Below are 25,748 nucleotides of genomic sequence, written 5' to 3'. Positions count from 1 at the left end.
CATATCTAAAAGGAATAGTTCTGTCGATCACTCCGGTCGGTAGCGGAGCAGCGTGACGCCCTGCTCCGGCACGTCGCAGAACACCGGCACCACGCGCATCCCGATGGAGATGTCGGCCGGCGCGACGTCGACCAGCTCGGTGCTGAACCGGGGGCCCTCGTCCCACTCGACGACGGCCAGCAGCTGCGGCACCGCGTCGGCCCACGGGGGCGCCGTGGGCCGCTCGGCGACGGTGTAGGTGTAGAGCGACCCGGCGCCGCTGATCTCCCGCCACTCCAGGTCGTCGGCGAGCGTGCGGGGCGCCAGGGTGCGCGGGTAGAAGACGTACTCCCCCAGCGACGGGGAGTACTGGATGCGGATGCGGTGCTCGGCCAGCGCCTCCCAGAACGGCTGCGAGACCGGCGTGGGCTCGGGCAGCGGGCGGGGCCCGGGCATGCGCGGCGTGCTGCTCTCGGTCACGGTCAGTCCCCCTGCAGGAGCAGGGCGACCTGCTCGCTCATGATGCCGCCGTTGCCGGTCACGAAGGCGGTGTCGCAGCCGGCGACCTGGGCGTCCCCGGCCCGGCCCATGACCTGCCGGGCGCCGTCGACCACGTGGTGCATGCCGCCGGCCATGCCGGCCTGGCCGAAGCTCAGCTGGCCGCCGGCGGTGTTGACCGGGAAATCGCCGCGGCAGGTCAGGTCGTGCTCCAGCACCCACTGCATGCCGGTGCCCTTGGGGGCGAAGCCGGCGTCCTCCAGGCTCATGAGGACGGTGATCGTGTAGCAGTCGTAGATCGACGCGACGTCGACGTCGGCGCGGGAGACCCCGGCCATCGCGAAGGCCCGGTCGGCCGCGCGCGCGATGGGCGTCTGCAGGAGGTCCTCGGCGTAGGTCGGCGTCTTGAACGCCACGTGCTCGCCGAACCCGGTGATCCACACCGGCCGGTTGGCGCTGCGCCGGGCCAGCGACTCGTCGACGACGAGGACGGCGGCGCCGCCCTGCACCCGCATGACCACCTCGAGCATGTGGATCGGGTCGGCGATCATCGGGCTGGCCAGCACGTCGTCGACGGTGATCGGCCTGCCGTGGAAGACCGCGCCGGGGTGCGCGCAGGCGTTGGCACGCTGGTCGACGGCGATCTTGGCGGTGGCCCGCGGATCGTAGCCGTACTCGGCGGCGTAGCGCCGGGCGATCTGGGCGTAGGGCGCGTTCTGCCCGACGTTGCCGTAGGGGATCTCGAACTCCGCCTGCGGCGAGCCGTACTTGTTGCTCGACGCCCCGTACCAGCCGACCTCGGGCGCGGCGGTGCGCGTCGAGCGCGGCAGCACCAGCGACCCGGGGACGACGCACAGCACGGCCTGGCAGATGCCGAGCTCGACGGCGGCCGCGGCCCGCCACACCATCCCCGCCGAGGTGGCGCCGCCGAGGTCGACGCGCTCGCCGAAGTCCAGGGGCAGCCCGAGGTACTCCGACAGCGTCGCCGGGGCGAACATGTCCGATTCCTGGATGCCGTGGGTGACCAGGCCGTTCACCACCGAGGCGTCGAGCCCCGCGTCGGCGAGCACCATGGCCGCCAGCGACGCGTACTGGTCGAGGGTGAACTGCGCCGGCCGCGTCTGCTTCTTCTCCGCCGGCAGCTCGGCGATGCCGACGATCGCGGCCTTGCCCGCCAGGCCCATCAGGCGCCGTCCCGCAGCGGGAGGGCGACGGTGGCGGTGCCGGGCATGAGGACGTCGTCCCCGCGCCGGCCGGCGAGCTCCAGGTCCACCAGGCCGCGGCCGTCCTCCAGCCGGGTGGCGGTGACCCGGCCGCCGAACGTCAGCTCCTGGCCGGGCAGCGCGACGGCGCGGTTCTGCGCGGAGTAGGTGACCAGCCGGCCGTCGCCGCCGATCCAGTCGGTGACCGCGCGGGCCAGCAGCGCCGACTGCAGCGGCCCCTGCACCAGCACGTCGTCGTAGCCCTCGACGTCGCGCGCCCACGCCTTGTCGTAGTGGATGCGGTGGGCGTTGTAGGTGGCGGCGCTGAACAGGAACATCTGCGTCTCGTCGACGGTGACGACGAGCGCGGGCAGCTCGTCGCCGACGGCGACGTCCTCGAAGTGCACCTGATCGCTCATGCGTCCTCCGCTCAGGGCCGGGCGATCATCGAGGTGGCGGCCTCGGCCACCAGCTCGCGCCGCTGGTTGGTGTAGGTGGTCCGCCAGCTGACCAGCACGAAGCGGCCCGACCGGCCCTGCTTCTCGACGACGGAGTCGACGGTGCGGACCATCGTGATCTCGTCGCGGTGGTACGCCGGGCCGTGCCAGGTGGTCGTCTCGCCGCCGGCCATGCGCCGCGGGGCGTCGGGGAACACGAGGTTGCCCGAGGCCGCGCCGGAGGAGCCGTCGGCCCGCAGCACCCGCATCGGCGTGACGCCGAGGACGGCGTACTGCAGGTAGACCGGCGGGCAGACGACGTCGGCGTAGCCGTGCTCGCGGGCGTACTCGGGGTCGAACCACAGCGGGTTCTCGTCGCCCACGGCGACCGCCCAGCGCTGCCACTCGCGGCGGTTCACCTCGCCGGTCGCGGTGGCGGCCACGGTGCCGACGCGGGCGGCCACCTCCTCGGGGATCAGGGAGTCGGGGGTCGTGGAGCCCTCGGTCATCTGCGCCTCTCAGGCCAGCTGGTGGCCGGTCACCAGACCGCGGGCCACCAGGTCGTCGTAGCGCTCCGGCGAGTAGCCGAGCAGCGTCCGGTAGACGTACTCGTTGTCCTCGCCGAAGCCGGGCACGGGCCGGTCGAAGCGCAGCGCGAAGTCCTCGCTGCGCCACGGGTGGCCCGGATAGCGGTGCGTGCCGATCGCCGGGTGGCTGCGCTCGCGGAACCAGCCGCGGGCGGCCAGGTGCGGGTCCTCGAGCAGCCGCGGCTCGCTCATGACCTCCCCGGCGGGCACGCCGGCGGCCTGCAGCGCGGTCACGACCTCCTCGGCGCCGCGCGGCGCGCACCACGCCGCGATCGCGTCGCGGATCGGCCGGCTCGCCGCCCGCCGGGCCGCGGCGTCGCGGCCCTGCCCGGCCAGCCCGGGGACGCCGAGCACGCCGGTCAGCGCCGTCCAGTCGCGGTCGTCGCGCACCGACACCGCGACCCACCGGTCCTCCCCCGCGACGGCGAAGACGTCCTGCAGCACGTGCGGGTCGGTGTTGCCGAGCACCTCGGGGTCGCGGCCGTTCATCTGGTGGTCGAGGAAGAACTCGCCGATCTCGGCCATGACGTTCTCGGCCTGCGCGAACTCGATCAGCCCGCCCCGGCCGGACTCCTCGCGGTCCCACAGCGCGGCGAGGACGGCGAAGGCCAGCCCGGCCGGTGCGGCCTCGTCCATGTGGTAGTTCTCGCCGGCGGAGTCGGGCTCCTCGCCCTCGTAGCCGTCCATCGCGGCGATGCCGACCAGGGAGTTGAAGTTCGGCCCGTAGCCCAGGTAGTCGCTCATCGGCCCGGTCATCCCGAGCGGCGGCATGCGGGCGACGACCAGCCGGGGGTTGACCTCCAGCAGCCGCTCGTGCCCGATGCCGAGCTTCTCCAGGACGCCGTTGGAGTTGTTCTCGACCAGCACGTCGCTGATCCGGATCAGCTCGAGGAACGCCTCGTGGCCCTCCGGGGTGTCGAGGTTCATGCAGGCGCTGAGCTTGTTGCGGGCGTGCCAGTTGAACACCGCGGAGCGGTCGTAGGGCCGCTCCCCCGGATCCTTGTCCGGATAGGTGCCCCCGTGGTACCCGGTGGCCGCGATCAGCTCCTTGGTCACCTTCGACGACACCTGCCGGCTGAGCCGGTCGTTGCCCTCGACGCGGATGACCTCGGCGCCGAGGTCGCCCAGCAGCGCGGTGGCGCCCGGGCCGGACCAGACGACGGTCAGGTCGACGACGCGGTAGCCGGCCAGCGGCAGGTCCGGGTCGACCGGCGGCTGCGCGGTCACCGGGCCACCTCCACGGCGGCGAGCTCGGCGCGGATGTCGGCGCCGTGCTGGTCCAGCAGCGGCGCAGGGGTGCGCAGCGCGTAGCCGCGCTCCATCCGCCAGGGCGGGCCGGCGTACTCGAGCGTGCCCGCGACGGGGTGCTCGGCGGTCACGAAGGCGCCGCGGCCGCGGAAGTGCGGATGGGCCAGCACCTCCGACACCGACAGGTAGGCGGTGACCGGGATGCGGGCGGCCTCGGCCGCCTCCATGACCTCGACCTTGGGCCGGACGGCGAACCACCGGGCGACGTACTCGAGGAACTCCTCGCGGTCGGTGTCGGCCACCCGCTGGCGGTCGAGGTACCGGGCGCGGAAGTCGGGGTCGTCGGCGCCGACCAGGTGCACGAAGCGGTTCCAGAACGCCAGGTTGGTCACGTAGACCATGACGAACCCGTCGGAGGTGCGGAACGGGCCGGTGAACGTCGCGCCGTGCCGGTGCGGGCTGCGGGCGCCGCGCGGCGCGGTCATGCCCGAGTAGGCCGCCGACAGCAGGTAGGAGGCCCGGCGGTCGGCGCCGGCCAGCAGCACCTCCTGCCCGGAGACGTCGATCGTGGCGCCCCGGCCGGTCCGCCGGGCCCGCAGCACCGCGGCGAGCGTCGCCTGCCCGGCGCTGCGGCCGACGGTGTAGTGCTCGAGCAGGCCGGGCTTGCGCAGGGGGGCGCGGTCGGCCTGGCCGGTGGCGTTCATCGGCCCGCCGGCGGCCTGCAGCACCAGGCCGCTGGCCTCGCGGTCGCGGTACGGGCCGGTCTGGCCGAACGCGCTGATCCGGGTGACGACCAGGCGGGGGTTGATCCGCCGCAGCTCGTCGGGGCCCAGGCCCAGCCGCTCGAGCGTGCCGGGCCGGAAGGACTCCACCACCGCGTGCGCCGAGCGGAGCATCGCGGTGAGCACCGCGCGGTCGTCGTCGGCCCGCAGGTCGAGGGCGACGGAGCGCTTGTTGGTGTTCAGGTGCAGGAACAGGGCGCTGCGCTCGGGATCGGGGACGTCGTCCGGGAACGGCCCCCAGGCGCGGGTGAGGCTGCCCTCCCCCGGCTTCTCCACCTTGTCCACCTGCGCGCCGAGGTCGGCGAACAGCTTGGTGGCGAACTCACCGGCCACCCAGCGCGACAGGTCCACGACCCGCACGCCGGAGAGCACCTGGCGGGACGGCTCAGCCACGGCGCAGCTCCTCCTGCAGCCGGCGGGCGGCGACGTCCGGTCCGCCGCCCAGCGTCGACAGCGTGCGCGCCCGCTCCGACCACAGGTGCAGGTCGGTCTCGAGGACGTAGCCCATCCCGCCGTGCAGCTGGTGGGCGTCGAGGGTGATCCGCCGGTAGGCGGTGCCGGCGTGCAGCACGGCGATCGCCGCCTCCCGCGGCGCGGGCCGGCGGCCCACCCGCGCGACGGCGCTCTGCGCGGCCAGCCGGGCGGCGGCCAGCGCGATGTGCATGTCGGCGACCAGGTGCTGGGCGGCCTGGAAGGAGGCGATCGGCCGGCCGAACTGCCGGCGGTCGCGGGTGTAGGTGACGGTGCGCTCGAGCACCGCCTCGCCGCCGCCCACCATGTCGAGGGCCTGCAGCGCCATCGCGGTGTCGGCGGCCCGGCGCAGGTCGGCCTCGGCCAGGCCGGCGCCCTCGGGGCCGGCGAGCACGTCGGCGGCGGCCACCGCGACGCCGTCCAGCACGACGCGGGACAGCCGGTCGCCGGCGCTGGTGGCCATCGGCTCGATCCGCAGCCCCGGCGCGGACGCCGGCACCAGCAGGCCGACCGAGCGCCCGCCGTCGCCGGCGGAGACCAGCAGCAGGTCGGCGAGGTCGGCGTCACCCACGAAGCGCAGCGATCCGTCGACGACCAGGCCGCCGTCGGCGCCCGCGCGGGCGGTCAGCCGGGGCCGGACGTCGCCGGCGTCGGCCGGGTTCCACAGCGCCACCGTGCCGCGCAGCTCCCCGGCGCACAGCCGCGGCAGCACGCGGGCCCGCTGCTCGTCGGTGCCCAGGAGGTCCAGGGCCAGGCCGAGCTCGACGGTGCGGTGCACGACGGTCGGGCACAGCGCCCGGCCGCCCTCGCGGTAGAGGACGCCGACGTCGTCGAGCGTACCCCCGGAGCCGCCGTGCTCCTCGGCGATGCCCAGGCCGAGGGCGCCGGCCGAGGCCAGCGCCGACCACAGGGTCTTGGGGAACCGCTCGCCGCCCGGCTCGGCCAGCGCGCGCACCAGCGTCGTCGGGCAGTGCGTGGTGAGCAGGTCGCGCAGCATCGCCGCGAGGTCCCGCTCCTCGTGCGTGGCGACCAGCCTCATCGGTGTCCCCTCATCGCCCGTAGCCGGGCATGCCGTGGCCGCGCTGGGCGATGACGTCGCGCAGCACCTCGTTGGTCCCGGCGCCGAAGCGCAGCAGCGGCGCGGCGCGGTACAGCCGCTCGAAGCGGCCCGCGCCGGGGGCCTCGGGGTTGCGGTGGGCCAGCAGCCCCTCCGGGCCGAACAGGTCCAGCGCGACGTCGGCGATGCGCTGCCGCAGCTCGCTGGTGAAGATCTTCTCGGTGCTGACCTCGACGGTCGGGATGGTGCCGTCGGCCAGGAGCGAGGAGGCCTCCCAGCCCATGAGCGTGGCCACCTCGACGTCGGCGTCCAGCCGGGCCAGGCGGTCGAGGACGGCGGGCCGGTCGGCCGGCACGCTGCCGTCGGGCAGCGGGCGGTACGCCGCCTCGATCAGGTCGTCGACGGCGCGGCGGAGGTCGCCGGCGTTGGTCAGCGCCCCGCGCTCGAGGTCGAGGGCGCCGGTGATGTACCGCCACCCCTCGTTCACCTCGCCGATCAGGTTGGTGGCCGGCACCCGGACGTCGTCGAAGAACGCCTCGTTGGTGCGGTAGCCCGACCACGCGATCAGCGGGCGGATGGTCACGCCCGGCGCGTCGATCGGCACGATGATCACCGAGATCCCCTTGTGCCGCGGGGCGTCGGGGTCGGTGCGCACGCAGAGCCACTCGTGGGTGGAGCGCTGGGCGCCGCTGTTCCAGATCTTGGAGCCGTTGATGACCCACTCGTCGCCGTCGAGCACCGCGCGGGTGCGCAGGCTGGCGAGGTCGGTGCCGGCGTCGGGCTCGGAGTAGCCGACCGCGCAGATCATCTCGCCGCGGGCGATCGGCGGGAGGAACTCCGCCTTGTTCTGCTCGGTGCCGTTGCGCATGATCATCGGCGCCACCGAGGTGACCGTGAGGTCGGGCCCGGGCACGCCCCAGTACTCGAACTCGGTGGCGAGCAGGTGCAGGTGCACCGGGCTGAGGCCCAGGCCGCCGTACTCCCGGGGCCAGCTCACGCCGAACCAGCCCTTGGCGCCGATCTTGCGACGGAAGGCGGCGACCTCACCGCCGGGGAACTCCAGGTCGTGCTCGGCCATCTCGGCGCGCAGCTCGGGCGTCACGTTCTCCCGCAGGAAGGCGCGGATCTCCTCGACCCAGGCGCGCTGTCCGGCGTCCAGCTCGAACTCCACCCACCCCTCCTCTCAGCTCGCCCGTTTGGTTCGAACTATGCCGAACAGGCATAGCGAGTCAACTGGAGTCAGGACCCGGCTGTCAAGGCACCTGGTGGCCCGCGGCACACACCAAGCAAATGCTAGATTGCCGACCCCGTCGCTGACCAGGGCCGTGCCGGAACGCCGCCGGTCCGGTCGTCCCGCCGCCCGAGGAGGCCCCGTGCGCGTCGACGTGCAGCTCGACGCGCCGCCCGACCGCGCGGCCGCCCGGGCGCGCGAGCTCGCCGACACGGGCGTGGACGGGGTGTTCACCTTCGAGGGCCGGCACGACGCGTTCCTGCCGCTCGCGCTGACCGCACCGGTCGTGCCGACCGACCTGATGACCAACGTGGCGATCGCGCTGCCGCGCAGCCCGCTGCACCTCGCGCACCTCGCCGCCGACCTGCAACTGCTGTCCCGGGGCCGGTTCCGGCTGGGCCTGGGGTCGCAGACCCGCCCGCACATCGAGCGGCGCTACGGCAGCACCTGGTCGCGGCCGGCGGCCCGCATGCGGGAGGCGGTGCTGGCGGTCAGGGAACTGCTGACCGCCTGGCAGGAGGAGCGGCCGCCGGCCTTCCGCGGCGAGTTCACCGAGCACACGCTCATGCCGCCGATGTTCGCTCCCCCGCCCAACCCCTACGGCGTGCCCCCGGTGCTGCTCGGCGCGCTGGGTCCGCTCATGACGGCCGCGGCCGCGGAGGTCGCCGACGGGCTGCTGGTGATGCCCTTCCACAGCAGCCGGCACTTCCGCGAGCGCACCCTGCCGGCCGTCGCCGAGGGGCTCGCCCGGGCCGGCCGGACCGAGGGGGAGCTGGCGATCGTGCCGCAGGTCGTGGTCGCCACCGGGCGGACGCCGGCGGAGCTCTCCGCCGCGTCGGACGGCGCCCGGCGGCTCATCGCGTTCTACGCCGCCACCCCGGCCTACCGGCCGGTGCTCGAGGTGGAGGGCTGCGGGCACCTCCAGCAGGAGCTGCACCGCCGCTCCCGCGCCGGGGACGTCGACGGCATGGCCGCCCTGGTCGACGACGAGCTGCTCGCGACGTTCGCCGTGCGCGGCACCCCCGAGGAGTGCGCCGCCGAGATCGCCCGCCGGTTCGGGGACGTCGCCGAGCGGGTCTGCGTCTACTTCCCCGGCTACGAGGTGGCCCCGGAGGCGATGGCCGCGCTCGCCGCCGCGCTGCACGAGGCCTGACCGCCGCCACCGGCCCCGCCGGCGTCCGCACCGCGCCGGGCGGCAGGTGTGTCCCTCCGGACGCTCGTGCTCTGCCCACCACCGTGGGCAGAGCACGAGGATCGGCCGGTACCGATGCCGGCCGTGTCCGCCGTGCGGTCCTCAGCCCGGCCCCTCCTCCGGGAGGGACCAGTCGGTGACCCGGCCGGTCCACCGGGGCGCGCGGCGGTCGAGGAACGCGCGGACGCCCTCCCGGGCGTCGTCACCTCCCATCAGCCGCCGATGCCAGAGGGTCTCGCCGCGCTCCACGGCGGCCGCGTCGGACTGGAACGACGACCACAGCAGCGCCTTGCTGGCCGCCACGGCGACCGGCGCCGTCGAGACGGCGATGTCCCGGGCCGTCTCCAGTGCCGCCGGTAGCACCTCGTCGGCCGGGAGCACCCGGCTGCACAGGCCGAGCTCGCGCGCCCGGTGCCCGTCGAAGGTCGCGCCGGTCAGCAGGATCTCGGCTGCTGCGGCGATGCCCACCAGCCGCGGCAGCACCCAGTGGGAGTACGCGTCGCCGAGCACCCCGCGGCGCACCTGGACCACGCCGTAGCGGGCCTCGGCGGCCATGAACCGCAGGTCGCACTGGAGAGCGAGGGTCAGCCCGATGCCCAGGGCGTGCCCGTTGACCGCGGCCAGCACCGGCTTGCGCACCCGCCAGGCCGGCATCGCGGTGCCCGCGGCGGAGAACGCCGGGTCCTCCGGCGCGGCGAAGGTGCCCTCGCCGGCGCTCATGTCGGCCCCGGCGCAGAAGGCCGGCGGCGCGCCGGTGAGCACCACCGCCCGCACCGCGTCGTCGGCGTCGCAGGCGCGGTAGGCCGCGGCCAGCTCCGCGCCCATCCCGGCGGAGAAGGCGTTGCGCTTCTCCGGCCGGTCGAGGGTCACCACGGCCACGCCGTCGGCGACCTCCAGCCGCACGGAGGGGCGGGTCATCCGGAGGGCCGTGTCACGGCGCGGCGGCGCCGGCCGCCACCGGCAGCCCGGCGATCTCGGCGTAGGCGGCGAGCTGGTCGAGGTAGCGCTCCAGCGAGTCGTGGACGACGGTCAGCCGGAACACCGTGCCGCCGGACTCCGCCACCTGCCCCAGCACGTCGCGCACCTCCTCCGGCGAGCCCATCGGGTCCAGCGGCGCCGCGGCGCCGACGAGCACGTCGAAGCCCTCGGGCAGGTCCGCCTCGGCCAGCGTGGCGCGCAGCGACCCGGCGTCCGGCCCCCGGAAGGCGACCGGCGCCGGCGCCCAGCCGTCGCCGAGTTCCACCGCGCGGCGCAGCGCCCGCCGGGTGTGCCCGCCGACCCAGATCGGCAGCCGCTCCTGCACCCCGTGCGGGTCGACGACCATGTCGGTGAAGGAGAAGTACTCCCCCGCGTAGCTGACCACCCGCCTGCCGAAGGCCGCCCGCAGCGCGCGCAGCGCGTCGTCGGTCCGCGGGCCGCGCTCGGCGAACGGCACGCCGAGCTGGGCGAACTCCTCCTCCAGGTGCCCCACGCCGACGCCGAGGGTGAGCCGGCCGCCGCTGAGGTGGTCCAGCGTCCCGTACCGCTTGGCCACCTCCAGCGGGTGCAGGTAGGGCAGCACCAGCACGAAGGGCAGGAACCGGATCCGCTCGGTCACCGCGGCGAGGAAGGAGAAGGTGGCCAGCGGGTCGTAGAAGCGCTCCTCCTCCGGCAGCCCCCGCGACCACGCGGCCGGCACCGCCACGTGGTCGGGGCAGGTGAGGAACTCGTAGCCCAGCCGGTCGGCGGTGGTGGCGACCCGCAGGATCTCCGGCGCACCCGCGTCGTGCTCCCAGCGCGGGCGGCCGCCGGAGAGGGCGAGGACGGGCGAGGCGATGCCGGTGCGCATGCCGGTGCGCATGCCGGTCACCGCACCCGGGTGCCGGCGGGCAGCCCGGCGATCTCGGCGTAGGCGGCCAGCTGGTCGAGGTAGTGCTCCAGCGACTCGTGGACGACGGTCAGCCGGAACACCGTGCCGCCGGCGTCGGCCGCCTCGCCGAGCACGTCGTGCACCTCCTGGGCGTCGGCCATCGGGTCCAGCGGCCGGGCCGAGCCCACCAGGACGTCGAAGCCCTCGGGCACGTCGACCTCGGCCAGCATGCTGCGCAGGGTCCCGGGGTCCGGACCGCGGAAGGCCACCGGCGCCGGCGCCCAGCCGTCGCCGAGGGTCACCGCGCGGCGCAGCGCCCGGCGGCTGTGCCCGCCGACCCAGAGCGGCAGCCGCTCCTGGGCCGCGTGCGGCTGGACGACCCACCGGTCGAACGAGTAGTACTCGCCGGAGTAGCTCACCTCGCGCCTGCCGAGCGAGGCCCGCAGCGCGCGCATCGCGTCGTCGGCGCGCGCTCCGCGGTCGGCGAACGGCCTGCCGAGGAGGTCGAACTCCTCCTCGAGGTTGCCCACCCCGATGCCGAGGGTGAGCCGGCCGCCGCTGAGGTGGTCCAGCGTCCCGTACCGCTTGGCCAGCTCCAGCGGGTGGTAGAGCGGCAGCACGAGCACGAACGGCAGGAAGCGGATCCGCTCGGTCACGCCCGCGAGGAAGGAGAAGGTGGCCAGCGGGTCGTAGAACTGCTCGCCCCGCTCGATGCCCGGGGGCACCGCCACGTGGTCGGGGCAGGTGAGGAACTCGTAGCCCAGCCGGTCGGCGGTGGTCGCCACCCGCAGGATCTCCGGCACCCCCGCGTCGTGCTCCCACTGCGGCCGGGTGCCGGAGAGGGCGAGGATCGGTGAGCTGATGCCGGTGCGCATGGACGGGCTCCTCAGGGCAGGTAGCCGGTGCGGACCACCGGCTCGGGCGGCGCCGACAGCCGCGCGCGGGCCAGCCGCAGCGCGTCGAGCAGGGCGTTGCGCAGCTCCCGCGGATCGATGACGTCGTCGTAGGTCACCGAGCCGGCCAGCCGCCACGGACCGCCGGCCTCGTTGGCGACCAGCGCCTCCCGCGTGGCGTCGTCCTCCTTGGCCGTCGCCCCGCCGACGGCGGCCGGGATGCCCCCGAGGACGGCGCCGGGGAAGGCCAGCGAGACGGTCTGCTCGTCGAAGGCGTTCTGGCCCATGACCGAGCTGCCGAAGCCGAAGGCCTTGCGCAGGGTGACGTGCAGCTTGGGCACCCCGGCGCGGTGCTGGGCGGCGAACATCCGGGCGCCGGCCCGGAGGATGCCGGCCCGCTCGGAGATGCTCCCGGCCAGCACGCCCGGGTTGTCGGCGAGCTGCACGAGCGGGAGGTGGAAGGCGCTGGTCCGCTCGACGAACCGGGCGGCCTTCTCCGCGGCGGCGACGTCGATGGCGCCGGCCAGCACCGCCGGCTGGTTGGCCACCACCGCGACGGGGTGCCCGCCGAGCCGGGCGAGCGCGGTGACCAGCGAGGGCCCGTAGGCGGCGCCGACCTCCAGCAGGGAGCCGGCGTCGACCAGCTCGCCCAGCACCTCGTGCACGTCGTACGGACGGCGGGGGTTGGGCGGCACCACGTCGAGCAGCCGGTCGAGGGTGCGCGGCCCGGTGTCGACGGTGCCGGCCGGCGGCCGCGTCCAGGCGCTGGAGGGCAGGTAGGAGAGGTACCGGCGGACGGCGGCCAGCGCGGCGTGCACGTCGGCGGCGACCTCCTGGGCGATCCCGGACAGCACCGCGTGCACCGCCGGCCCGCCGAGCTCCTCCTTGGTCACCTGCTCGCCGAGGGAGGCGCGGACCAGGGGCGGTCCGGCGGTGAACAGCGCGGCGTCGCCGTCGACCATGATCGTGTGGTCCGACAGCGGCGCGGCCAGCGCGCCGTGCCCGGCCGAGGGGCCGGTGACCACCGCGACCGTCGGCACCAGCCCCGCGAGGTCGGCCATGGCCTGCAGGTCGTTGGGCGCGGGGCGGTGCGCGGACAGGGCGTTGGTCGCCCGGTGGCCGGCGCCCTCGAGCATCATCACCAGCGGCACCCGCTCCTGGCGGGCCAGGTGCGCGATCCGGGCCCGCTTGGTCGCCCCCGCGGTGCCGATGGAGCCGCCGGCGACGCTGAAGTCCTCCGCGCCGACCAGCACCGGCCGGCCCTCGACCAGACCGGAGCCGGCGACGAACGCGTCCGCGGGCACGGAGCCGTCCCCGGCGAGCAGGCCGACCTCGGTGAACGTGCCGGGGTCGAGCAGCTCGGCGATCCGGGCGCGGGCGTCGAGCCGGCCGGCGGCGCGCACGCGGGCGAGCTTCTCGGGGCCGCCCATCTCCCGGGCCGCCGCCCGGCGCCGGCCGAGGTCGGCCAGCAGCGGCGCCCACTCGTCCCGGTGACCGCTCATGCGCCGGCGTCCTCCCGGCCCGCGGTGCGGCCGTCGCCGAAGACGCCGTCCCGGGCGTCGAGGGCGCGGGTGACCCGGCCGCCGGCGGCGGCGTCCATGAACGCGGCGAACGCGCCGGTGGTGGTCGACAGCGCGGAGGTCTCGGTGCCGGCCCGCACCGCCGAGCGCATGCCCATGGCCTCCATCGCACGGTGCACGGTGCGCTTGTTCAGCTGGGCGACCTCGCTGGGCACCGCGGCGATCCGGACGGCGATGCGCAGCACCTCCGCGTCGAGGTCGGCGGCCGGGAAGGCGCGGTTGGCGAACCCCGCGGCCACCGCCTCCTCCCCCGTCATCGTGTCGCCGGTGAGCACCGCCTCCATGGCCCGCCGCATGCCGAGCAGCCAGGTGTGCCACTGCAGGTCGGGCACGCCGAACCGGACGGCGGGATAGCCGATCCGGGCGTCGGTGGCGGCGTAGACCAGGTCGCAGGAGGCGGCCAGCTCGCTGCCGCCGGCCAGGCAGTGCCCGTGCACCTGGGCGATCACCGGCACGCCCAGCTCCGCCAGCGACAGCCAGCCGTCGACGACGGCGCGCTGGAAGCGCCCGGCGCCGGACCCGATGCCGCCGTAGCGCTCCTCGTCCGAACCCGGGTCGAGGTCGTAGCCGGCGCAGAAGTCCCGGCCGGCGCCGCGCACCACGACCACGCCGACCCCGGGGTCGGCGTCGGCGGTGCGGATCGCGGCCAGCAGCTCCCGCCGCAGGGAGGCGTTCAGCGCGTTGCGCTTGGCCGGCCGGTCGAGGGTGACCCGGCGGACCCGGGGCGCGGGGTCGTCGACGCGCACCAGCGGCGCGCTCCCGGGCGCGCTCACCGGATCGTCAGCTGCCCGCCGTCGACGTTCCACGACTGCCCGGTCACCCAGGCGGCCTGGTCGCTGGCGAGGAAGACCGCGGCGTAGGCGACCTCCTGGGGCGCGCCGACGCGCTGCAGGGGCAGGTTGGCCCGCACGTAGGCCTGCCAGGTGTCGTCGGACCAGTCGTCGAGCCGGCTGGTGCCGGTGACGCCCGGGCAGATGGCGTTGACCCGGATCCCGTGCGGGCCCAGCTCCTTGGCCATCGAGGAGGTCAGCGACTGGACCCCGGCCTTCGACGCCGAGTAGGCCGCCGTCCGCGGGCCGCCGAGCTTGCCGCCGATCGAGGAGATGTTGACGATGCTGCCGCCCTCCCCCTGCTCGACCAGGTGGCGGCCGAAGGCGCGGCTCATCAGGAAGGTGCCGCGCAGGTTCACCGCGATCACGGTGTCCCAGGCCTCGACGTCCAGCTCGACCACCGGCACGCGGTCCTGCCCGCGGTTGGCCGCGGCGTTGTTCACCACGACGTCCACCCGGCCGTACTCGGCGAGGGTCCGGGCGAGCAGGTCCTCGACGCCGTCCTCGGAGGCGACGTCGGCGACCACCGGCAGGGCCCGCCGGCCCAGCGCGCGCACCTCCTCCGCGACCGAGTCGATGTCGCGCCAGCCCGCGGCCTTCTCGTCGTCGGGGTACCGGGACGGGTCGCGCCCGGTGCCGGTGAGGACGACGTCGCACCCGGCGCGGGCGAACTCGACGGCGAGGGCCCGGCCGATGGAGCGCATCCGGCCGGCGCCGGTGACCACGGCGACCCGGCCGTCCAGCCCCGTGAGCTCCAGGCTCACGAGGGGTTCCGCAGGTCGACGAACAGGCCGCGGGCCTCGACGGCGCGCACGCCGGCCTGCTCGATCCATCCCTCGACGACGGTCTTGCGGCCGTCGCGGGAGGCGATCCGCGAGCCGAGGTCGATCCGCTCGTCCAGCCGCACCCGGTTCCGGTAGTCCAGCTGCAGGCTGGCGGTGACCGCCCGGCGGCCCTGCGCCTGCACGAGGACGCCGAGCATGGTGTCCATCAGCCAGGCGCTCCACCCGCCGTGCAGCGAGTCCGGCGGCCCCTCGGCCAGCGCCCCGGGCACGAGGGTGCCGCGGGCGCCGTCCTCGACGAAGCGGATGAGCACCGGCAGGCCCAGCGGGTTGTGCTGGCAGATCGGGTAGGCCGCGCCGGCGCCGGCCGCCCGGGCCTCCCCCGGCCCCTCGAAGTCCGGCCGCAGCGCGCGCGGCCGGGTGGCGGCGGTGAGCAGCGCGCTCGCCTCGGTCACCAGGGCCCGGGCGGTGGTCAGGACGCCGTCGTCCACCTCGGTGACGGCGGCGGCGGTCATGAGGTCGCGGACGGCGCCGATCAGCTCCGCGGTGGCCTGCCGGCGCGGCAGCGGCACGTCCGAGACGCGTTCGACGGGGAGGGTGCCGGTCATCGGATCCGCTCGATGATCATGCCGGTCGCCATGGCGCCGCCGGCGCAGACGCAGACCATGCCGACGTTCTGGTCGGTGCGCTCCAGCTCGTCGAGCACGGTGGCGATCAGCCGGATGCCGGTGGACCCGACGGGGTGGCCCAGCGCGATCGCGCCGCCGTTGACGTTGAGCCGCTCGGGGTCGACGTCGTGGACCTGCGCGAAGGACATCGGCACGGAGGCGAAGGCCTCGTTGACCTCGAAGACGTCGATGTCGCCGATCTTCATGCCGGTGCGCTCGAGCATCCGCTCGGCGGCCTGCACCGGGCCGTCGAGCAGGAAGTGGGTCTCGGCGCCGACCAGCAGCGAGGTGACGATCCGGCCGCGCGGGCGCAGGCCGAGGTCGCGGGCGCGCTGCTCGTCGACGACGAGCGCGGCGGTGGCGCCGTCGGAGATCTGCGAGGCCGTGCCGGCGGTGTGCAGACCGCCCTCGAGGATCGGCTTGAGCCTGGCCAGGGCCTCGAGGCTGGTCTCGCGAAGGCCCTGGTCGCGGGTGACGACGTCCCCGTCCGGGGTGGTCACCGGGAGGACCTGGCGGTCGAAGCGGCCCTCGTCCCACGCGCGGCGGGCCCGCTGCTGCGACTGCAGCCCGAAGGCGTCGATCTGCTCGCGGGTCAGGCCGCGCCGGCGGGCGATCCGGTCGGCGGCCTCGTACTGGGCGGGGAGGTCGACGTCCCAGCCGGCCGGCCGCGGGCGGCCGTAGTCGCCGACGCCGATGTTGGCCAGCAGCGGCACCCGGCTCATGACCTCGACGCCGCAGGCCACGCCGGCCTCGATGCTGCCGAGCGCGATCTGGCCGGCGATCAGGTGCACCGACTGCTGCGCCGAGCCGCACTGGGCGTCGATGGTCGTGGCGCCGGTGGCCTGCGGCAGCCCGGCGTGCAGCCAGGCGGTGCGCACGAGGTGACCGGACTGCTCCCCGGCCTGGGTGACGCAGCCGCCGATGACCTCGCCGATCAGCTCCGGGTCGATGCCGGTGCGCTCGAGGAGGCCCTTCTGGGCGAGGCCGAGCAGCTCCGCCGGATGCAGGCCGGACAGGACGCCGCCGCGCCGGCCGTACGGGGTGCGGACTGCGTCGACGATGACCGGGGTGGGCATGGCGGTTCTCCTCGGGAGTGCTGGGGTTCGGCGGACGCTAGCTCCGGGGCGCCGCGGGCAGGCGTCGCGTCCCGGTGGACGAACGGGTCAGGAGCCGGGGGCGAACAGGACGACGGCGACCTCAGCGAGCTCGCCGTCGTCGTCCGCGGCGCGCAGCCCGGCCAGGTCGGTGACGGTCTCGAGGTCCACGAGGCTGCCCTCGGGCAGGGTGCGCCCGCCGGCGACCACCGAGCCGGTGAGGACGACGGCGTAGCCGGGCGCACCCTCCGGCAGCCCGCCGACGTCGAGCGCCTCCCCTGCCGGCAGCCGCACGCCGGCGGCCAGCGCGCCGCGGTCGGTGCGGGCCAGGACCGTCGGCCGCGGTCCGGCGGGGACGGCGTCGTCCAGCACGCAGGTGAAGTGCCCGCCGAGGCCGCCCGCGAGCCGGCGCTTCTCGCGCTCCTCGGGCATGTAGTTCAGCCCGGTGGCCGGCTCCCGGCGCAGCGTCAGGTAGGCCAGGCCGGCCGAGGGCTCGGTGCGGATCGGCCCGTAGGGGGTGAAGGCGTCGGCGTAGTGCAGCACGCCGCGGCCGACCGGCTGCCGGCCGAGCGTGCCGGTGCCGCCGATGACCACCTGGAACTGGTCGACCTCGTGGAAGTGCGGGCGCAGCTCCGGCGACTCCTGCTGGACCAGGTAGGCCTGGGGCCGGCCGGGCTCGGGCGCCCGGAAGCTGCCCAGGTAGTCGGTCATCACGTAGCGGTTGCCGTCGTGGCCCACCGCGACCGACTCGGTCTCCGCGGGGGTCACCGTGCGCATCCCGCTCCTCCCGCCGCCACCCCCGGCCGGACTGTCGGGCTGGGGTATTACGAACAGGCATACCCGAGCGAGGTCGGCAGCGTCAACCACCGGCCCGCGCAGCGGTCCCCCGCAACGCGACGCGCCCGCCGGCAGCAGCCGGCGGGCGCGTCGAGGGGACGTCGGGGGCGGGTCAGCCGCCGGCGAGCGCGGCGAGCCGGTCGCCGACCTCCGCGGTGCGCACCGGGCCCTGCGGATCACGCGTGGACAGGTCGAAGGCGACGGCGGCGTTGACCTTGCGGGCCTGGTCGGCACGGCCCAGGTGGTCCAGCAGCATGCCGACCGAGAGCACCGCGGCGGTGGGGTCGGCCTTGCCCTGCCCGGCGATGTCGGGCGCCGAGCCGTGCACCGGCTCGAACATGCTGGGGTTGGTGCCCGAGGCGTCGAGGTTGCCGCTGGCGGCCAGGCCGATGCCACCGGTCACCGCGGCGGCGATGTCGGTGACGATGTCGCCGAAGAGGTTGTCGGTGACGATGACGTCGTAGCGGGTCGGGTCGGTGATGAAGAACATCGACGCGGCGTCGACGTGCTGGTAGGCCACGGTGACCTCGGGGAACTCCGCGGAGACCTCCTCGACCGTGCGCGACCACAGCGACCCGGCGTGGGTGAGCACGTTGGTCTTGTGGATCAGCGTCAGGTGCCGGCGGGGGCGGGTCATGGCCCGCTCGAAGGCGTAGCGCACCACGCGCTCGACGCCGAAGGCGGTGTTCAGGCTGACCTCGGTGGCCACCTCGTGCGGGGTGTCCTTCCGGAGCACGCCGCCGTTGCCGACGTAGGGGCCCTCGGTGCCCTCGCGGACGCAGAGCATGTCGATCGGGCCGGGGTCGGCCAGCGGGCTGCGCACGCCGTCGTAGAGCTTGGCCGGGCGCAGGTTGACGTGGTGGTCGAGCTCGAAGCGCAGCCGCAGCAGCAGGCCGCGCTCGAGGATGCCCGGCGGCACGCTCGGGTCGCCGATGGCGCCGAGCAGGATCGCGTCGTGCTGGCGCAGCTCGTCGATCACCGTCTCGGGCAGCAGCTCGCCGGTGCGCTGCCAGCGGGCGGCGCCGAGGTCGTAGGGGGTGCTCTCGATGTCGGGAGCCACCTCGCGGAGGACCTTCAGGGCCTCACCGACGACCTCGGGGCCGATGCCGTCTCCAGGGATCACTGCCAGGCGCATGGGGACCGACACTAGTGGTCGGCCCCCACGCGTCCGGTCAGAGGTCGGCGGAGCGCGCCTCGCGGGCGCCGATCCGCCCGGCGATCTCGGCCAGCAGGTCGGCCGGGACGGGGCTGTCCACGGTCACGGCCATGAGCGCCTCGCCGCCGCGGGTGGTGCGGCTGACCTGGGCGCCGGCGATGTTGATCCCGGCCTCGCCCAGCGCCGCGCCGACCGCGCCGACGACGCCCGGGCGGTCGGTGTAGACGAAGAACAGCAGCGAGCCCGACGGGTCGATGTCCATGTCGAAGCCGTTGACCTCGACGAGCTTGGACACCTGGTTCTTGCCGAACAGCGTGCCGGAGACGGTCACCTCGGTGCCGTCGGCCATCGCGCCGCGCAGCCGGATGAGGTTGCGGTAGTCGGGGCTCTCCACGTCGCTGGTCAGGGCGACCTCGAGGCCGCGCTGCTCGGCGAACAGCGGCGCGTTGACGTAGGTGACCTGGTCCTCGACGACGTCGGAGAAGACGCCCTTGAGGACGGCGAGCTGCAGCACCGACACGTCGAACTCGGCGAGCTTGCCGCGCACGTCGACGGTGACCGACTGGGCCAGGCCGCCGGCCACGGCGGTGAACACCCGGCCGAGCTTCTCGGCCAGCGGCAGCCCCGGGCGGACGTCCTGGGCGACGACCCCGCCGGCCTGGACGTTCACCGCGTCGGGCACGAACTCGCCCTGCAGCGCCAGGCGCACCGAGTGCGCCACGGCGGTGCCGGCCTTGTCCTGGGCCTCGGTGGTGGAGGCGCCCAGGTGCGGGGTGACGACGGTGTTCGGCAGCCCGAACAGCGGGCTGTCGGTGCACGGCTCCTTGGCGTAGACGTCGAGACCGGCCGCGCCCACCTGGCCCGAGCGCAGCGCGTCGGCCAGCGCCGCCTCGTCGACCAGCCCGCCGCGGGCGGCGTTGACGATGATGACGCCCTTCTTGGTGGTCGCCAGCTCCTCGGCGCCGATGAGGCCGAGGGTCTCCGGCGTCTTGGGCAGGTGGATGGTGATGAAGTCGGCCTCGCGGAGCAGCTCCTCCAGCGACACCATGCGCACCCCCAGCTGGGCCGCGCGGCCGGGCTGGATGTAGGGGTCGTAGGCGATCAGCGTGACGCCGAAGGCGGCCAGCCGCTGGGCCACGAGCTGGCCGATCCGGCCCAGGCCCACCACGCCGACGACCTTGTCGGTCACCTCGACGCCCATGAACTTCGAGCGCTTCCACGCGCCCTCGCGCAGCGAGGCGTCGGCGGCCGGGATCTGCCGGGCGGCGGCCAGCAGCAGGGCGACGGCGTGCTCGGCGGCGCTGACGATGTTCGACGTCGGGGCGTTGACCACCATGACGCCGCGCTCGGTGGCGGCGGCGACGTCGACGTTGTCCAGGCCGATGCCGGCGCGGGCGACCACCTTCAGGTTCGGCGCGGCGGCCAGCGCCTCGGCGTCGACCTGGGTGGCGCTGCGGATCATGATCGCCGCCGCGTCGGCGAGCGCCGGCAGCAGCGCGGACCGGTCGGCTCCGTCGACGTGACGGATCTCGACGTCGTCGCCGAGGACCTCCAGCACGCTCGGGGCGAGTTCTTCGGCGATCAGGACGACGGGTGCGCTCGTGGTCACGGGACCACAGCCTAGGGGCGCGCCCGGGACAGGCCGCCGCCGCCCCGTACACCCCATCGGACGCATGCGTTCCGGCGACATGCCGCGTAGGGGGTGATGACCTTGCCCCTCCCCTGCCCTGCCGACATCCTGGCCCGCAGCGCCGGCGTGGCCGGCCCGATGGAGGAGAGCATGAGCACCTACGGCAACGAGCAGCAGTCCGGCGCGGGGGCGTACGGCCAGCAGCCCTACGGCCAGCAGGGCTACGGGCAGCAGGCCCAGCCCTACGGCCAGCAGGGGTACGGGGCGCAGCCCCAGGCCTACGGCCAGGCCGCGCCGCAGGCCTACGGGCAGTACGGCGGAGTCCCCGCGCGACCCGGGGGTGTCGTCACCGCGGCGGTGTTCGGCTTCATCTGGGGCGCCCTGGGCGTGCTGGTCACCATCTACATGTTCTCGGTCGGCGCCGTGGCCGGCAGCGTCGCCGGTGACGCCGGCATCTTCGGTGACGCGCTGGGCGCCTTCGCCGGCGTCCTGGTCGTCGTCGGCATCCTCGCCCTGGCCTGGACGGTCATCACGATCTGGGGCTCGATCTGGGCGCTGACCGGCCGCAGCCGGGTCATGCTGATCGTCAGCGGCTCGATCGCCATCGCCTTCACCGCGCTGGTGTTCTTCGGCGGCATCGGCAGCCTGGACACCGAGGGTCCCGGCGGCCTGATCGTGGGCCTGATCGGCCTGGTGATCTCGATCCTCATCGTCGTCCTGCTCAGCAACAAGCAGGCCGCCGACTTCTTCGCCGCCCACCGCGCCCGCCGCGGCCGCTGACCCACGTCCCGACAGAGGAGATGGCATGACCACCCCCGACCCGAACGCCCCGCAGGGGCAGCCCGGCTACGGCCAGCAGCCGGCCTACGGCGGCCCCGCCGGCGGCGCCGCCCGGCCGCCGCAGGTCCTGACCGCGGCCATCCTGGGCTTCGTCACGGCGCTGCTGCTGCTGCTCGCCGCGTTCGCCTACTTCGCGTTCTCGAGCATCGTCGGCTTCCTGGCGCTGTTCGGCGTGCTGTTCCTGGCCCTGGCGGCCGGCTGCATCACCGGCGGGGTCCTCGCGATCACCGGCAAGGGCGGCCAGGTGCTGACCATCAGCGCGGCGGTCGCCGGCGCGCTCGTGCTGCTCGGCATCATCATCGCGCTGGCCGGCGGGGCGGGGTTCGACACCTTCTCGCTGCTGGTGCTGGTGATGTGCGTCGGCATCGTCGTGCTGCTGAACCAGGCGCCGGCCAAGCAGTACTTCGCGAGCAAGCGGCGCTGACCCGCACCGTCCGACCGGGCCCCCGCTGCACCGCAGCGGGGGCCCGGTCCGTTCCGGGGCAGGTCACCCCGTGTCCCGGGACTCCCCACGGTGCGTCGCGGCCCCCTATGCTCCGCCGCCGACCGCCAACACGGCGGAGGTCTGCACCAGGAGGAGCCTGCCCATGTCCAGCCCCGACCCCAACTACCCGCCGCAGGGAGCTCCGTACGGGCAGCCTGGCCCGGGACCGCAGGGCTACGGCCCCGGCCCCCAGGGATACGGCGCGCCCGTCCCGGGCTACTCCGGCGCGCCCGCCGGCTACGGCGGAACGGGTGGCCAGCGGCCGGGCATGGCGACCGCGGCGGCGATCGTGGCCATCGTCTGGGGCGGCCTGGGCATCCTGCTCGGCCTGCTGGCGCTGAGCCTGGCGTTCCTGATCGGCGCGCTCTACGGCCTCATCATCCTGCTGTCGGTCGCGATGTCGGCGGCGCTGCTGGTCGGCGGCATCTTCGTGCTCCAGGGCAAGTCGCCCAAGCTCCTGCTGCTGCTGTGCTACATCGCGATCGCGGTGAACCTGCTGTCGCTGATCATCTCGCTGGCGCAGAGCGGCGGCTCGGTCTTCAGCGGCCTCCTCGGGTTCGTCATCCCGGGCGTGATCATCGGCCTGCTGATGCAGGCCCCGGTCAAGCAGTACTACGCGGCCCGCGGCCAGTCCTACTGAGCGAGCCCTCTGCTCCGCCTTTCGCGCGCGGAAGGCGGGGCCGGAACGCCGAAGGCCCCCCACTGCCGAGGCAGTGGGGGGCCTTCGCGCGTTCCGCGCCGTCAGTTGCGGGCGGCGGTGCCGGTGTAGTCGTCGGACGCCGACACCCAGCTCATCAGGCCGCGCAGCTTGCGCCCGGTCTCCTCGATCGGGTGCGCCTCGGCCTCGGCCCGGCGGCGCTTGAAGTCCGGCGCACCGGCGTCCTGGTCGGCGATGAAGGCCGCGGCCCACGAGCCGTCCGTGATCGCGCCGAGGACCTCCTTCATCGACTCCTTGACGCGGGCGTCGATGACCTTGGGACCGGAGGTGTAGTCGCCGTACTCGGCGGTGTCGGACACCGACCAGCGCTGCTTGGCGATGCCGCCCTCGTACATGAGGTCGACGATCAGCTTCAGCTCGTGCAGGCACTCGAAGTACGCGACCTCGGGCTGGTAGCCGGCCTCGGTCAGCGTCTCGAAGCCGGCGGTGATCAGCGCGCTCGCGCCACCGCAGAGCACGGCCTGCTCGCCGAACAGGTCGGTCTCGGTCTCCTCGGCGAACGTCGTCTTGATGACGCCGGCGCGGGTGCCGCCGATGGCCTTGGCGTAGGACAGCGCCAGCGCCAGGGTGTTGCCGCTCGGGTCCTGCTCGACGGCGACCAGGCAGGGCACGCCCTTGCCGTTCTCGAACTCGCGGCGCACGAGGTGGCCGGGGCCCTTGGGGGCGACCATCGCGACGTCCACGCCGGCCGGGGGCTTGATGTAGCCGAACCGGATGTTGAAGCCGTGCCCGAAGAACAGCGCGTCGCCGTCCTGCAGGTTGGGCTCGACCGACTCGGTGTACAGCTTCCGCTGCACGTGGTCGGGGGCGAGGATCATGATCAGGTCGGCCTCGGCGGCCGCCTCGGCCGGCGTGACGACCCGCAGGCCCTCGGCCTCGGCCTTCGGCCGGCTCTTGCTGCCCTCGGGCAGGCCGACGCGGACGTCGACCCCGGAGTCGCGCAGCGACAGCGCGTGCGCGTGCCCCTGGCTGCCGTACCCCAGGACGGCGACGGTGCGCCCCTGGATGATCGACAGGTCGGCGTCGTCGTCGTAGAAGATCTCGGCGGCCATGCGGTGGTGTCTCCTTCAGGTCGTGCTGTGTCGTGGTGCTCGGACTGGGGGCGTCACGCGGTTCGTTCGACCGGGCGCAAGGTACCGGCGCCGCTCATCGCGCGCGGACCCCGCCCCAGGGCGACGGTGCCGGACTGGGCCATCTCCTTGATCCCCAGCGGGGAGAGGACGGCCAGCAGGGCCTGCAGCTTGTCGGGCGTGCCGGTGGCCTCGAGGGTGACGGTGTCGGTGTTGACGTCGACCACCCGGGCGCGGAAGAGCTGGGCGGTCTCCAGCACCTGGCTGCGGTCGGCCAGCGGCGCGCGGACCTTGACCAGCAGCAGCTCGCGCTGCACGGCGGCGCCGCCGTCCAGCTCGACGATCTTGATGATCTCGACGAGCTTGTTGAGCTGCTTGGTGATCTGCTCGAGCGGCTGGCTCTCGGCGTCGACGACGATCGTCATCCGCGAGAGGTCGGGGTTCTCGGTCGGCCCGACGGCGAGGGACTCGATGTTGAAGCCGCGCCGGCTGAACAGGGCCGAGACGCGGGCGAGCACTCCGGACTTGTTCTCGACCAGGACCGACAGGGTGTGGCGGGTCATCTCGTCGTTCCTCTCAGACCTGGCCGTCGCCGAAGACCGGGCGCAGGTCGCGCGCGGCCAGGATGTCGTCGTTGCTGGCGCCCGCGGCGACCATCGGCCACACCTGGGCGTCGGCACCGACGACGAAGTCGATGACCACGGGGGCGTCGTCGATCTCCATGGCCTTCTGGATCACGGCGTCCACCTCCTCCTTGGTCTCGCAGCGCAGCCCGACGCAGCCCAGCGCCTCGGCGAGGGCGACGAAGTCGGGGATCCGCACCGGCTTGGGCGACCCGTCGGCGTTGCGCGCGTGCAGGCGCGTGTTGGAGTAGCGGCCCTCGTAGAAGAGGGTCTGCCACTGCCGGACCATCCCGAGGTTGCCGTTGTTGATGACGGCGACCTTGACCGGGATCCCCTCGATGGCGCAGGTGGCCAGCTCCTGGTTGGTCATCTGGAAGCAGCCGTCGCCGTCGATGGCCCACACGGTGGTCTCCGGGCAGCCGTACTTGGCGCCCATGGCCGCGGGGACGGCGTAGCCCATCGTCCCGAGCCCGCCGCTGTTGAGCCAGGTGCCCGGCTTCTCGTACTTGATGAACTGGGCGGCCCACATCTGGTGCTGGCCGACGCCCGAGGTGTAGATGGCGTCGGGGCCGGCGATGGCGCCGAGCCGCTCGATGACGTACTGCGGCGACAGCGAGCCGTCCTCCGGCCAGTCGTAGCCGAGCGGGTAGCGCTCGCGCCAGTCGTCCAGCTGCGCCCACCAGGCGGTGAGGTCGGGGGTGCGCCCGGCCTCGTGCTCGGCGCGCAGCGCGCCGACCAGCTCGCCGATCGTCTCCTTGGCGTCGCCCACGATCGGGACGTCGGCCTTGCGGTTCTTCCCGATCTCGGCGGGGTCGATGTCGGCGTGGACCACCAGCGCGTCGGGCGCGAAGGTGGACAGCTTGCCGGTGACCCGGTCGTCGAAGCGGGCGCCGAGGGCGACGAGGACGTCGGCCTTCTGCAGCGCGGTCACCGCCGCGACGGTGCCGTGCATGCCGGGCATGCCCAGGTGCTGCGGGCTGCTGTCGGGGAACGCGCCGCGGGCCATGAGCGTGGTGACCACCGGCGCGCCGGTGAGGGCAGCCAGCTCGGCCAGCTCCTCGGTCGCCTGCGCCTTGAGGACGCCGCCGCCGACGTAGAGCACCGGGCGCTGGGCGCCGGCGATCATCGCGGCGGCCTCGCGGACCTGCTTGCCGTGCGGGCGGGTGGTCGGCTTGTAGCCGGGCAGGTCCATCCGGGGCGGCCAGGAGAAGTCGGTGGTGGCCTGCAGGACGTCCTTGGGGACGTCGACCAGGACCGGGCCCGGCCGGCCGGTGCTGGCCAGGTGGAACGCCTCGGCGATCCGCTGCGGGATCTCGTCGGCCGAGGTGACCAGGAAGTTGTGCTTGGTGACGGGCATCGTGATGCCCCGGATGTCGGCCTCCTGGAAGGCGTCGGTCCCGATGTAGCCGGTGGCGACCTGCCCGGTGATGGCGACGATCGGCACCGAGTCCATGTAGGCGTCGGCCAGCGGGGTGACCAGGTTGGTGGCCCCGGGGCCGGAGGTGGCCATGCAGACGCCGACCCGGCCGGTGGCCTGCGCGTACCCGGTGGCGGCGTGGCCGGCGCCCTGCTCGTGCCGCACGAGCACGTGCCGGATCCGGGAGTCGAACAGCGGGTCGTAGAGCGGCAGGATCGCCCCACCCGGGATGCCGAAGGCGACCTCGACGCCGACCGCCTCGAGGGAGCGGACCAGGCTCTGCGCTCCGGTGATGCCGGTGAGCGGCTCGGCGGCCGCCTCGGCGATCGACCGGTCGACGGTCTCGACACCGGCGAGGGATGCGGCGGCCTCGCGGGTGGCGTTCTCGCTCGGGCTGGTGGTGCTCATGGCGGCGTACTCCTGGCGGCCTGGGGGGGCTCGGCTCGTGGTGCGGGGACCGGATGGGCGGCGGTGCGGGGCGTCTGCTCGGGCGGGGAGCTGCCGGGTCCCCGCAACAAAAAACCCCTCGTGCACCAGGGCACGGAGGGGTGAGCGCGTCGGTCGGGTGACCGGCGCGCTAGGCGACTACGAGG

At 74.6% G+C, this 25,748-nt stretch carries 26 protein-coding genes; 4 read left to right on the top strand and 22 right to left on the bottom strand.

Annotated features, from left to right (window positions below):
- Positions 1–27: 27 nt before the first annotated feature.
- From ACI79R_RS04785 to ACI79R_RS04750, 8 genes are read right to left on the bottom strand one after another with little or no spacing between them, the layout of a single operon-like run.
- A complete protein-coding gene (locus tag ACI79R_RS04785; protein ID WP_456572436.1) occupies positions 28–459 on the bottom strand; it encodes a Zn-ribbon domain-containing OB-fold protein in 432 nt (143 codons plus the stop codon).
- A 2-nt stretch (positions 460–461) separates the two neighbouring features.
- Positions 462–1,661 carry a thiolase family protein gene (locus tag ACI79R_RS04780; RefSeq protein WP_456572435.1) on the bottom strand — a complete coding sequence of 400 codons (1,200 nt, stop codon included), beginning with the start codon at positions 1,659–1,661 and terminating at the stop codon, positions 462–464.
- Positions 1,661–2,098, bottom strand: coding sequence for a hypothetical protein (locus tag ACI79R_RS04775; protein WP_456572434.1), 438 nt, complete (start codon positions 2,096–2,098; stop codon positions 1,661–1,663). Before ACI79R_RS04775 ends, ACI79R_RS04780 begins: the two co-directional genes overlap by 1 nt.
- An 11-nt stretch (positions 2,099–2,109) precedes the next feature.
- On the bottom strand, positions 2,110–2,625 hold the full coding sequence (locus ACI79R_RS04770; RefSeq protein WP_456572433.1) for an FAS1-like dehydratase domain-containing protein: 516 nt from the start codon (positions 2,623–2,625) through the stop codon (positions 2,110–2,112).
- Between the two features lie 9 nt (positions 2,626–2,634).
- The gene (locus tag ACI79R_RS04765; protein ID WP_456572432.1) at positions 2,635–3,930 is read right to left on the bottom strand and encodes a CaiB/BaiF CoA transferase family protein; all 1,296 of its coding nucleotides are present in this window, start codon (positions 3,928–3,930) and stop codon (positions 2,635–2,637) included.
- On the bottom strand, positions 3,927–5,126 hold the full coding sequence (locus tag ACI79R_RS04760; RefSeq protein WP_456572431.1) for a CaiB/BaiF CoA transferase family protein: 1,200 nt from the start codon (positions 5,124–5,126) through the stop codon (positions 3,927–3,929). The genes ACI79R_RS04765 and ACI79R_RS04760 overlap by 4 nt, the downstream gene beginning before the upstream one ends.
- Positions 5,119–6,243, bottom strand: coding sequence for an acyl-CoA dehydrogenase family protein (locus ACI79R_RS04755; protein WP_456572430.1), 1,125 nt, complete (start codon positions 6,241–6,243; stop codon positions 5,119–5,121). The genes ACI79R_RS04760 and ACI79R_RS04755 overlap by 8 nt, the downstream gene beginning before the upstream one ends.
- Positions 6,244–6,253: 10 nt before the next feature.
- On the bottom strand, positions 6,254–7,432 hold the full coding sequence (locus ACI79R_RS04750; protein WP_456572429.1) for an acyl-CoA dehydrogenase family protein: 1,179 nt from the start codon (positions 7,430–7,432) through the stop codon (positions 6,254–6,256).
- Between the two features lie 202 nt (positions 7,433–7,634).
- Here ACI79R_RS04750 and ACI79R_RS04745 point away from each other — a divergent pair, with 202 nt between their 5' ends.
- Positions 7,635–8,645, top strand: coding sequence for a TIGR03617 family F420-dependent LLM class oxidoreductase (locus ACI79R_RS04745; RefSeq protein WP_456572428.1), 1,011 nt, complete (start codon positions 7,635–7,637; stop codon positions 8,643–8,645).
- A 141-nt stretch (positions 8,646–8,786) separates the two neighbouring features.
- Here the strand turns inward: ACI79R_RS04745 and ACI79R_RS04740 are convergent, their stop codons facing one another.
- The 11 genes from ACI79R_RS04740 to serA all read right to left on the bottom strand — a co-directional run bounded on the left by ACI79R_RS04740 (position 8,787) and on the right by serA (position 19,982).
- Complete coding sequence (locus ACI79R_RS04740) at positions 8,787–9,602, bottom strand: enoyl-CoA hydratase/isomerase family protein (protein WP_456572427.1); 816 nt, start codon at positions 9,600–9,602, stop codon at positions 8,787–8,789.
- A 13-nt stretch (positions 9,603–9,615) separates the two neighbouring features.
- Positions 9,616–10,524 (bottom strand): LLM class F420-dependent oxidoreductase, encoded by a 909-nt coding sequence (locus ACI79R_RS04735; RefSeq protein ID WP_456572426.1) that lies wholly within the window; start codon positions 10,522–10,524, stop codon positions 9,616–9,618.
- A 5-nt stretch (positions 10,525–10,529) separates the two neighbouring features.
- A complete protein-coding gene (locus ACI79R_RS04730) occupies positions 10,530–11,408 on the bottom strand; it encodes a TIGR03619 family F420-dependent LLM class oxidoreductase (RefSeq protein WP_456572425.1) in 879 nt (292 codons plus the stop codon).
- 11 nt (positions 11,409–11,419) lie between these two features.
- The gene (locus ACI79R_RS04725) at positions 11,420–12,928 is read right to left on the bottom strand and encodes an acyl-CoA carboxylase subunit beta (protein ID WP_456572424.1); all 1,509 of its coding nucleotides are present in this window, start codon (positions 12,926–12,928) and stop codon (positions 11,420–11,422) included.
- Positions 12,925–13,779, bottom strand: coding sequence for an enoyl-CoA hydratase-related protein (locus ACI79R_RS04720; RefSeq protein WP_456572423.1), 855 nt, complete (start codon positions 13,777–13,779; stop codon positions 12,925–12,927). The genes ACI79R_RS04725 and ACI79R_RS04720 overlap by 4 nt, the downstream gene beginning before the upstream one ends.
- Entirely contained in the window at positions 13,776–14,600 is an 825-nt protein-coding gene (locus ACI79R_RS04715; RefSeq protein WP_456572422.1) for an SDR family NAD(P)-dependent oxidoreductase, read from the bottom strand. Before ACI79R_RS04715 ends, ACI79R_RS04720 begins: the two co-directional genes overlap by 4 nt.
- Complete coding sequence (locus ACI79R_RS04710) at positions 14,597–15,226, bottom strand: PaaI family thioesterase (protein ID WP_456572421.1); 630 nt, start codon at positions 15,224–15,226, stop codon at positions 14,597–14,599. Before ACI79R_RS04710 ends, ACI79R_RS04715 begins: the two co-directional genes overlap by 4 nt.
- Positions 15,223–16,362, bottom strand: a complete 1,140-nt coding sequence (locus tag ACI79R_RS04705) for a steroid 3-ketoacyl-CoA thiolase (protein WP_456572420.1) — start codon at positions 16,360–16,362, stop codon at positions 15,223–15,225. Before ACI79R_RS04705 ends, ACI79R_RS04710 begins: the two co-directional genes overlap by 4 nt.
- 87 nt (positions 16,363–16,449) lie before the next feature.
- A complete protein-coding gene (locus ACI79R_RS04700; protein ID WP_456572419.1) occupies positions 16,450–17,157 on the bottom strand; it encodes a hypothetical protein in 708 nt (235 codons plus the stop codon).
- 172 nt (positions 17,158–17,329) lie between these two features.
- Positions 17,330–18,352 (bottom strand): 3-isopropylmalate dehydrogenase, encoded by a 1,023-nt coding sequence (locus ACI79R_RS04695; RefSeq protein ID WP_456572418.1) that lies wholly within the window; start codon positions 18,350–18,352, stop codon positions 17,330–17,332.
- Positions 18,353–18,389: 37 nt separating this feature from the next.
- Complete coding sequence (gene serA, locus ACI79R_RS04690; protein WP_456572417.1) at positions 18,390–19,982, bottom strand: phosphoglycerate dehydrogenase; 1,593 nt, start codon at positions 19,980–19,982, stop codon at positions 18,390–18,392.
- Between the two features lie 96 nt (positions 19,983–20,078).
- Here serA and ACI79R_RS04685 point away from each other — a divergent pair, with 96 nt between their 5' ends.
- The 3 genes from ACI79R_RS04685 (at position 20,079) to ACI79R_RS04675 (ending at position 21,967) form a co-directional block, all read left to right on the top strand.
- Positions 20,079–20,783 (top strand): hypothetical protein, encoded by a 705-nt coding sequence (locus ACI79R_RS04685; protein ID WP_456572416.1) that lies wholly within the window; start codon positions 20,079–20,081, stop codon positions 20,781–20,783.
- Positions 20,784–20,808: 25 nt separating this feature from the next.
- Entirely contained in the window at positions 20,809–21,267 is a 459-nt protein-coding gene (locus ACI79R_RS04680) for a hypothetical protein (protein WP_456572415.1), read from the top strand.
- 163 nt (positions 21,268–21,430) lie between these two features.
- Positions 21,431–21,967 (top strand): hypothetical protein, encoded by a 537-nt coding sequence (locus tag ACI79R_RS04675; protein WP_456572414.1) that lies wholly within the window; start codon positions 21,431–21,433, stop codon positions 21,965–21,967.
- A gap of 101 nt (positions 21,968–22,068) precedes the next feature.
- Here ACI79R_RS04675 and ilvC read toward each other — a convergent pair whose 3' ends face one another.
- From ilvC to ACI79R_RS04660, 3 genes are read right to left on the bottom strand one after another with little or no spacing between them, the layout of a single operon-like run.
- The gene (gene ilvC / locus ACI79R_RS04670; protein WP_456572413.1) at positions 22,069–23,097 is read right to left on the bottom strand and encodes a ketol-acid reductoisomerase; all 1,029 of its coding nucleotides are present in this window, start codon (positions 23,095–23,097) and stop codon (positions 22,069–22,071) included.
- A gap of 53 nt (positions 23,098–23,150) precedes the next feature.
- Complete coding sequence (gene ilvN, locus ACI79R_RS04665; protein WP_456572412.1) at positions 23,151–23,678, bottom strand: acetolactate synthase small subunit; 528 nt, start codon at positions 23,676–23,678, stop codon at positions 23,151–23,153.
- A gap of 13 nt (positions 23,679–23,691) precedes the next feature.
- On the bottom strand, positions 23,692–25,563 hold the full coding sequence (locus ACI79R_RS04660; protein ID WP_456572411.1) for an acetolactate synthase large subunit: 1,872 nt from the start codon (positions 25,561–25,563) through the stop codon (positions 23,692–23,694).
- Between the last annotated feature and the right edge of the window lie 185 nt (positions 25,564–25,748).

Source organism: Blastococcus sp. SYSU D00820 (assembly GCF_054050695.1).
The sequence above is the reverse complement of the archived record's forward strand: the minus strand, read 5'-3'. Positions and strand labels throughout refer to the sequence as shown.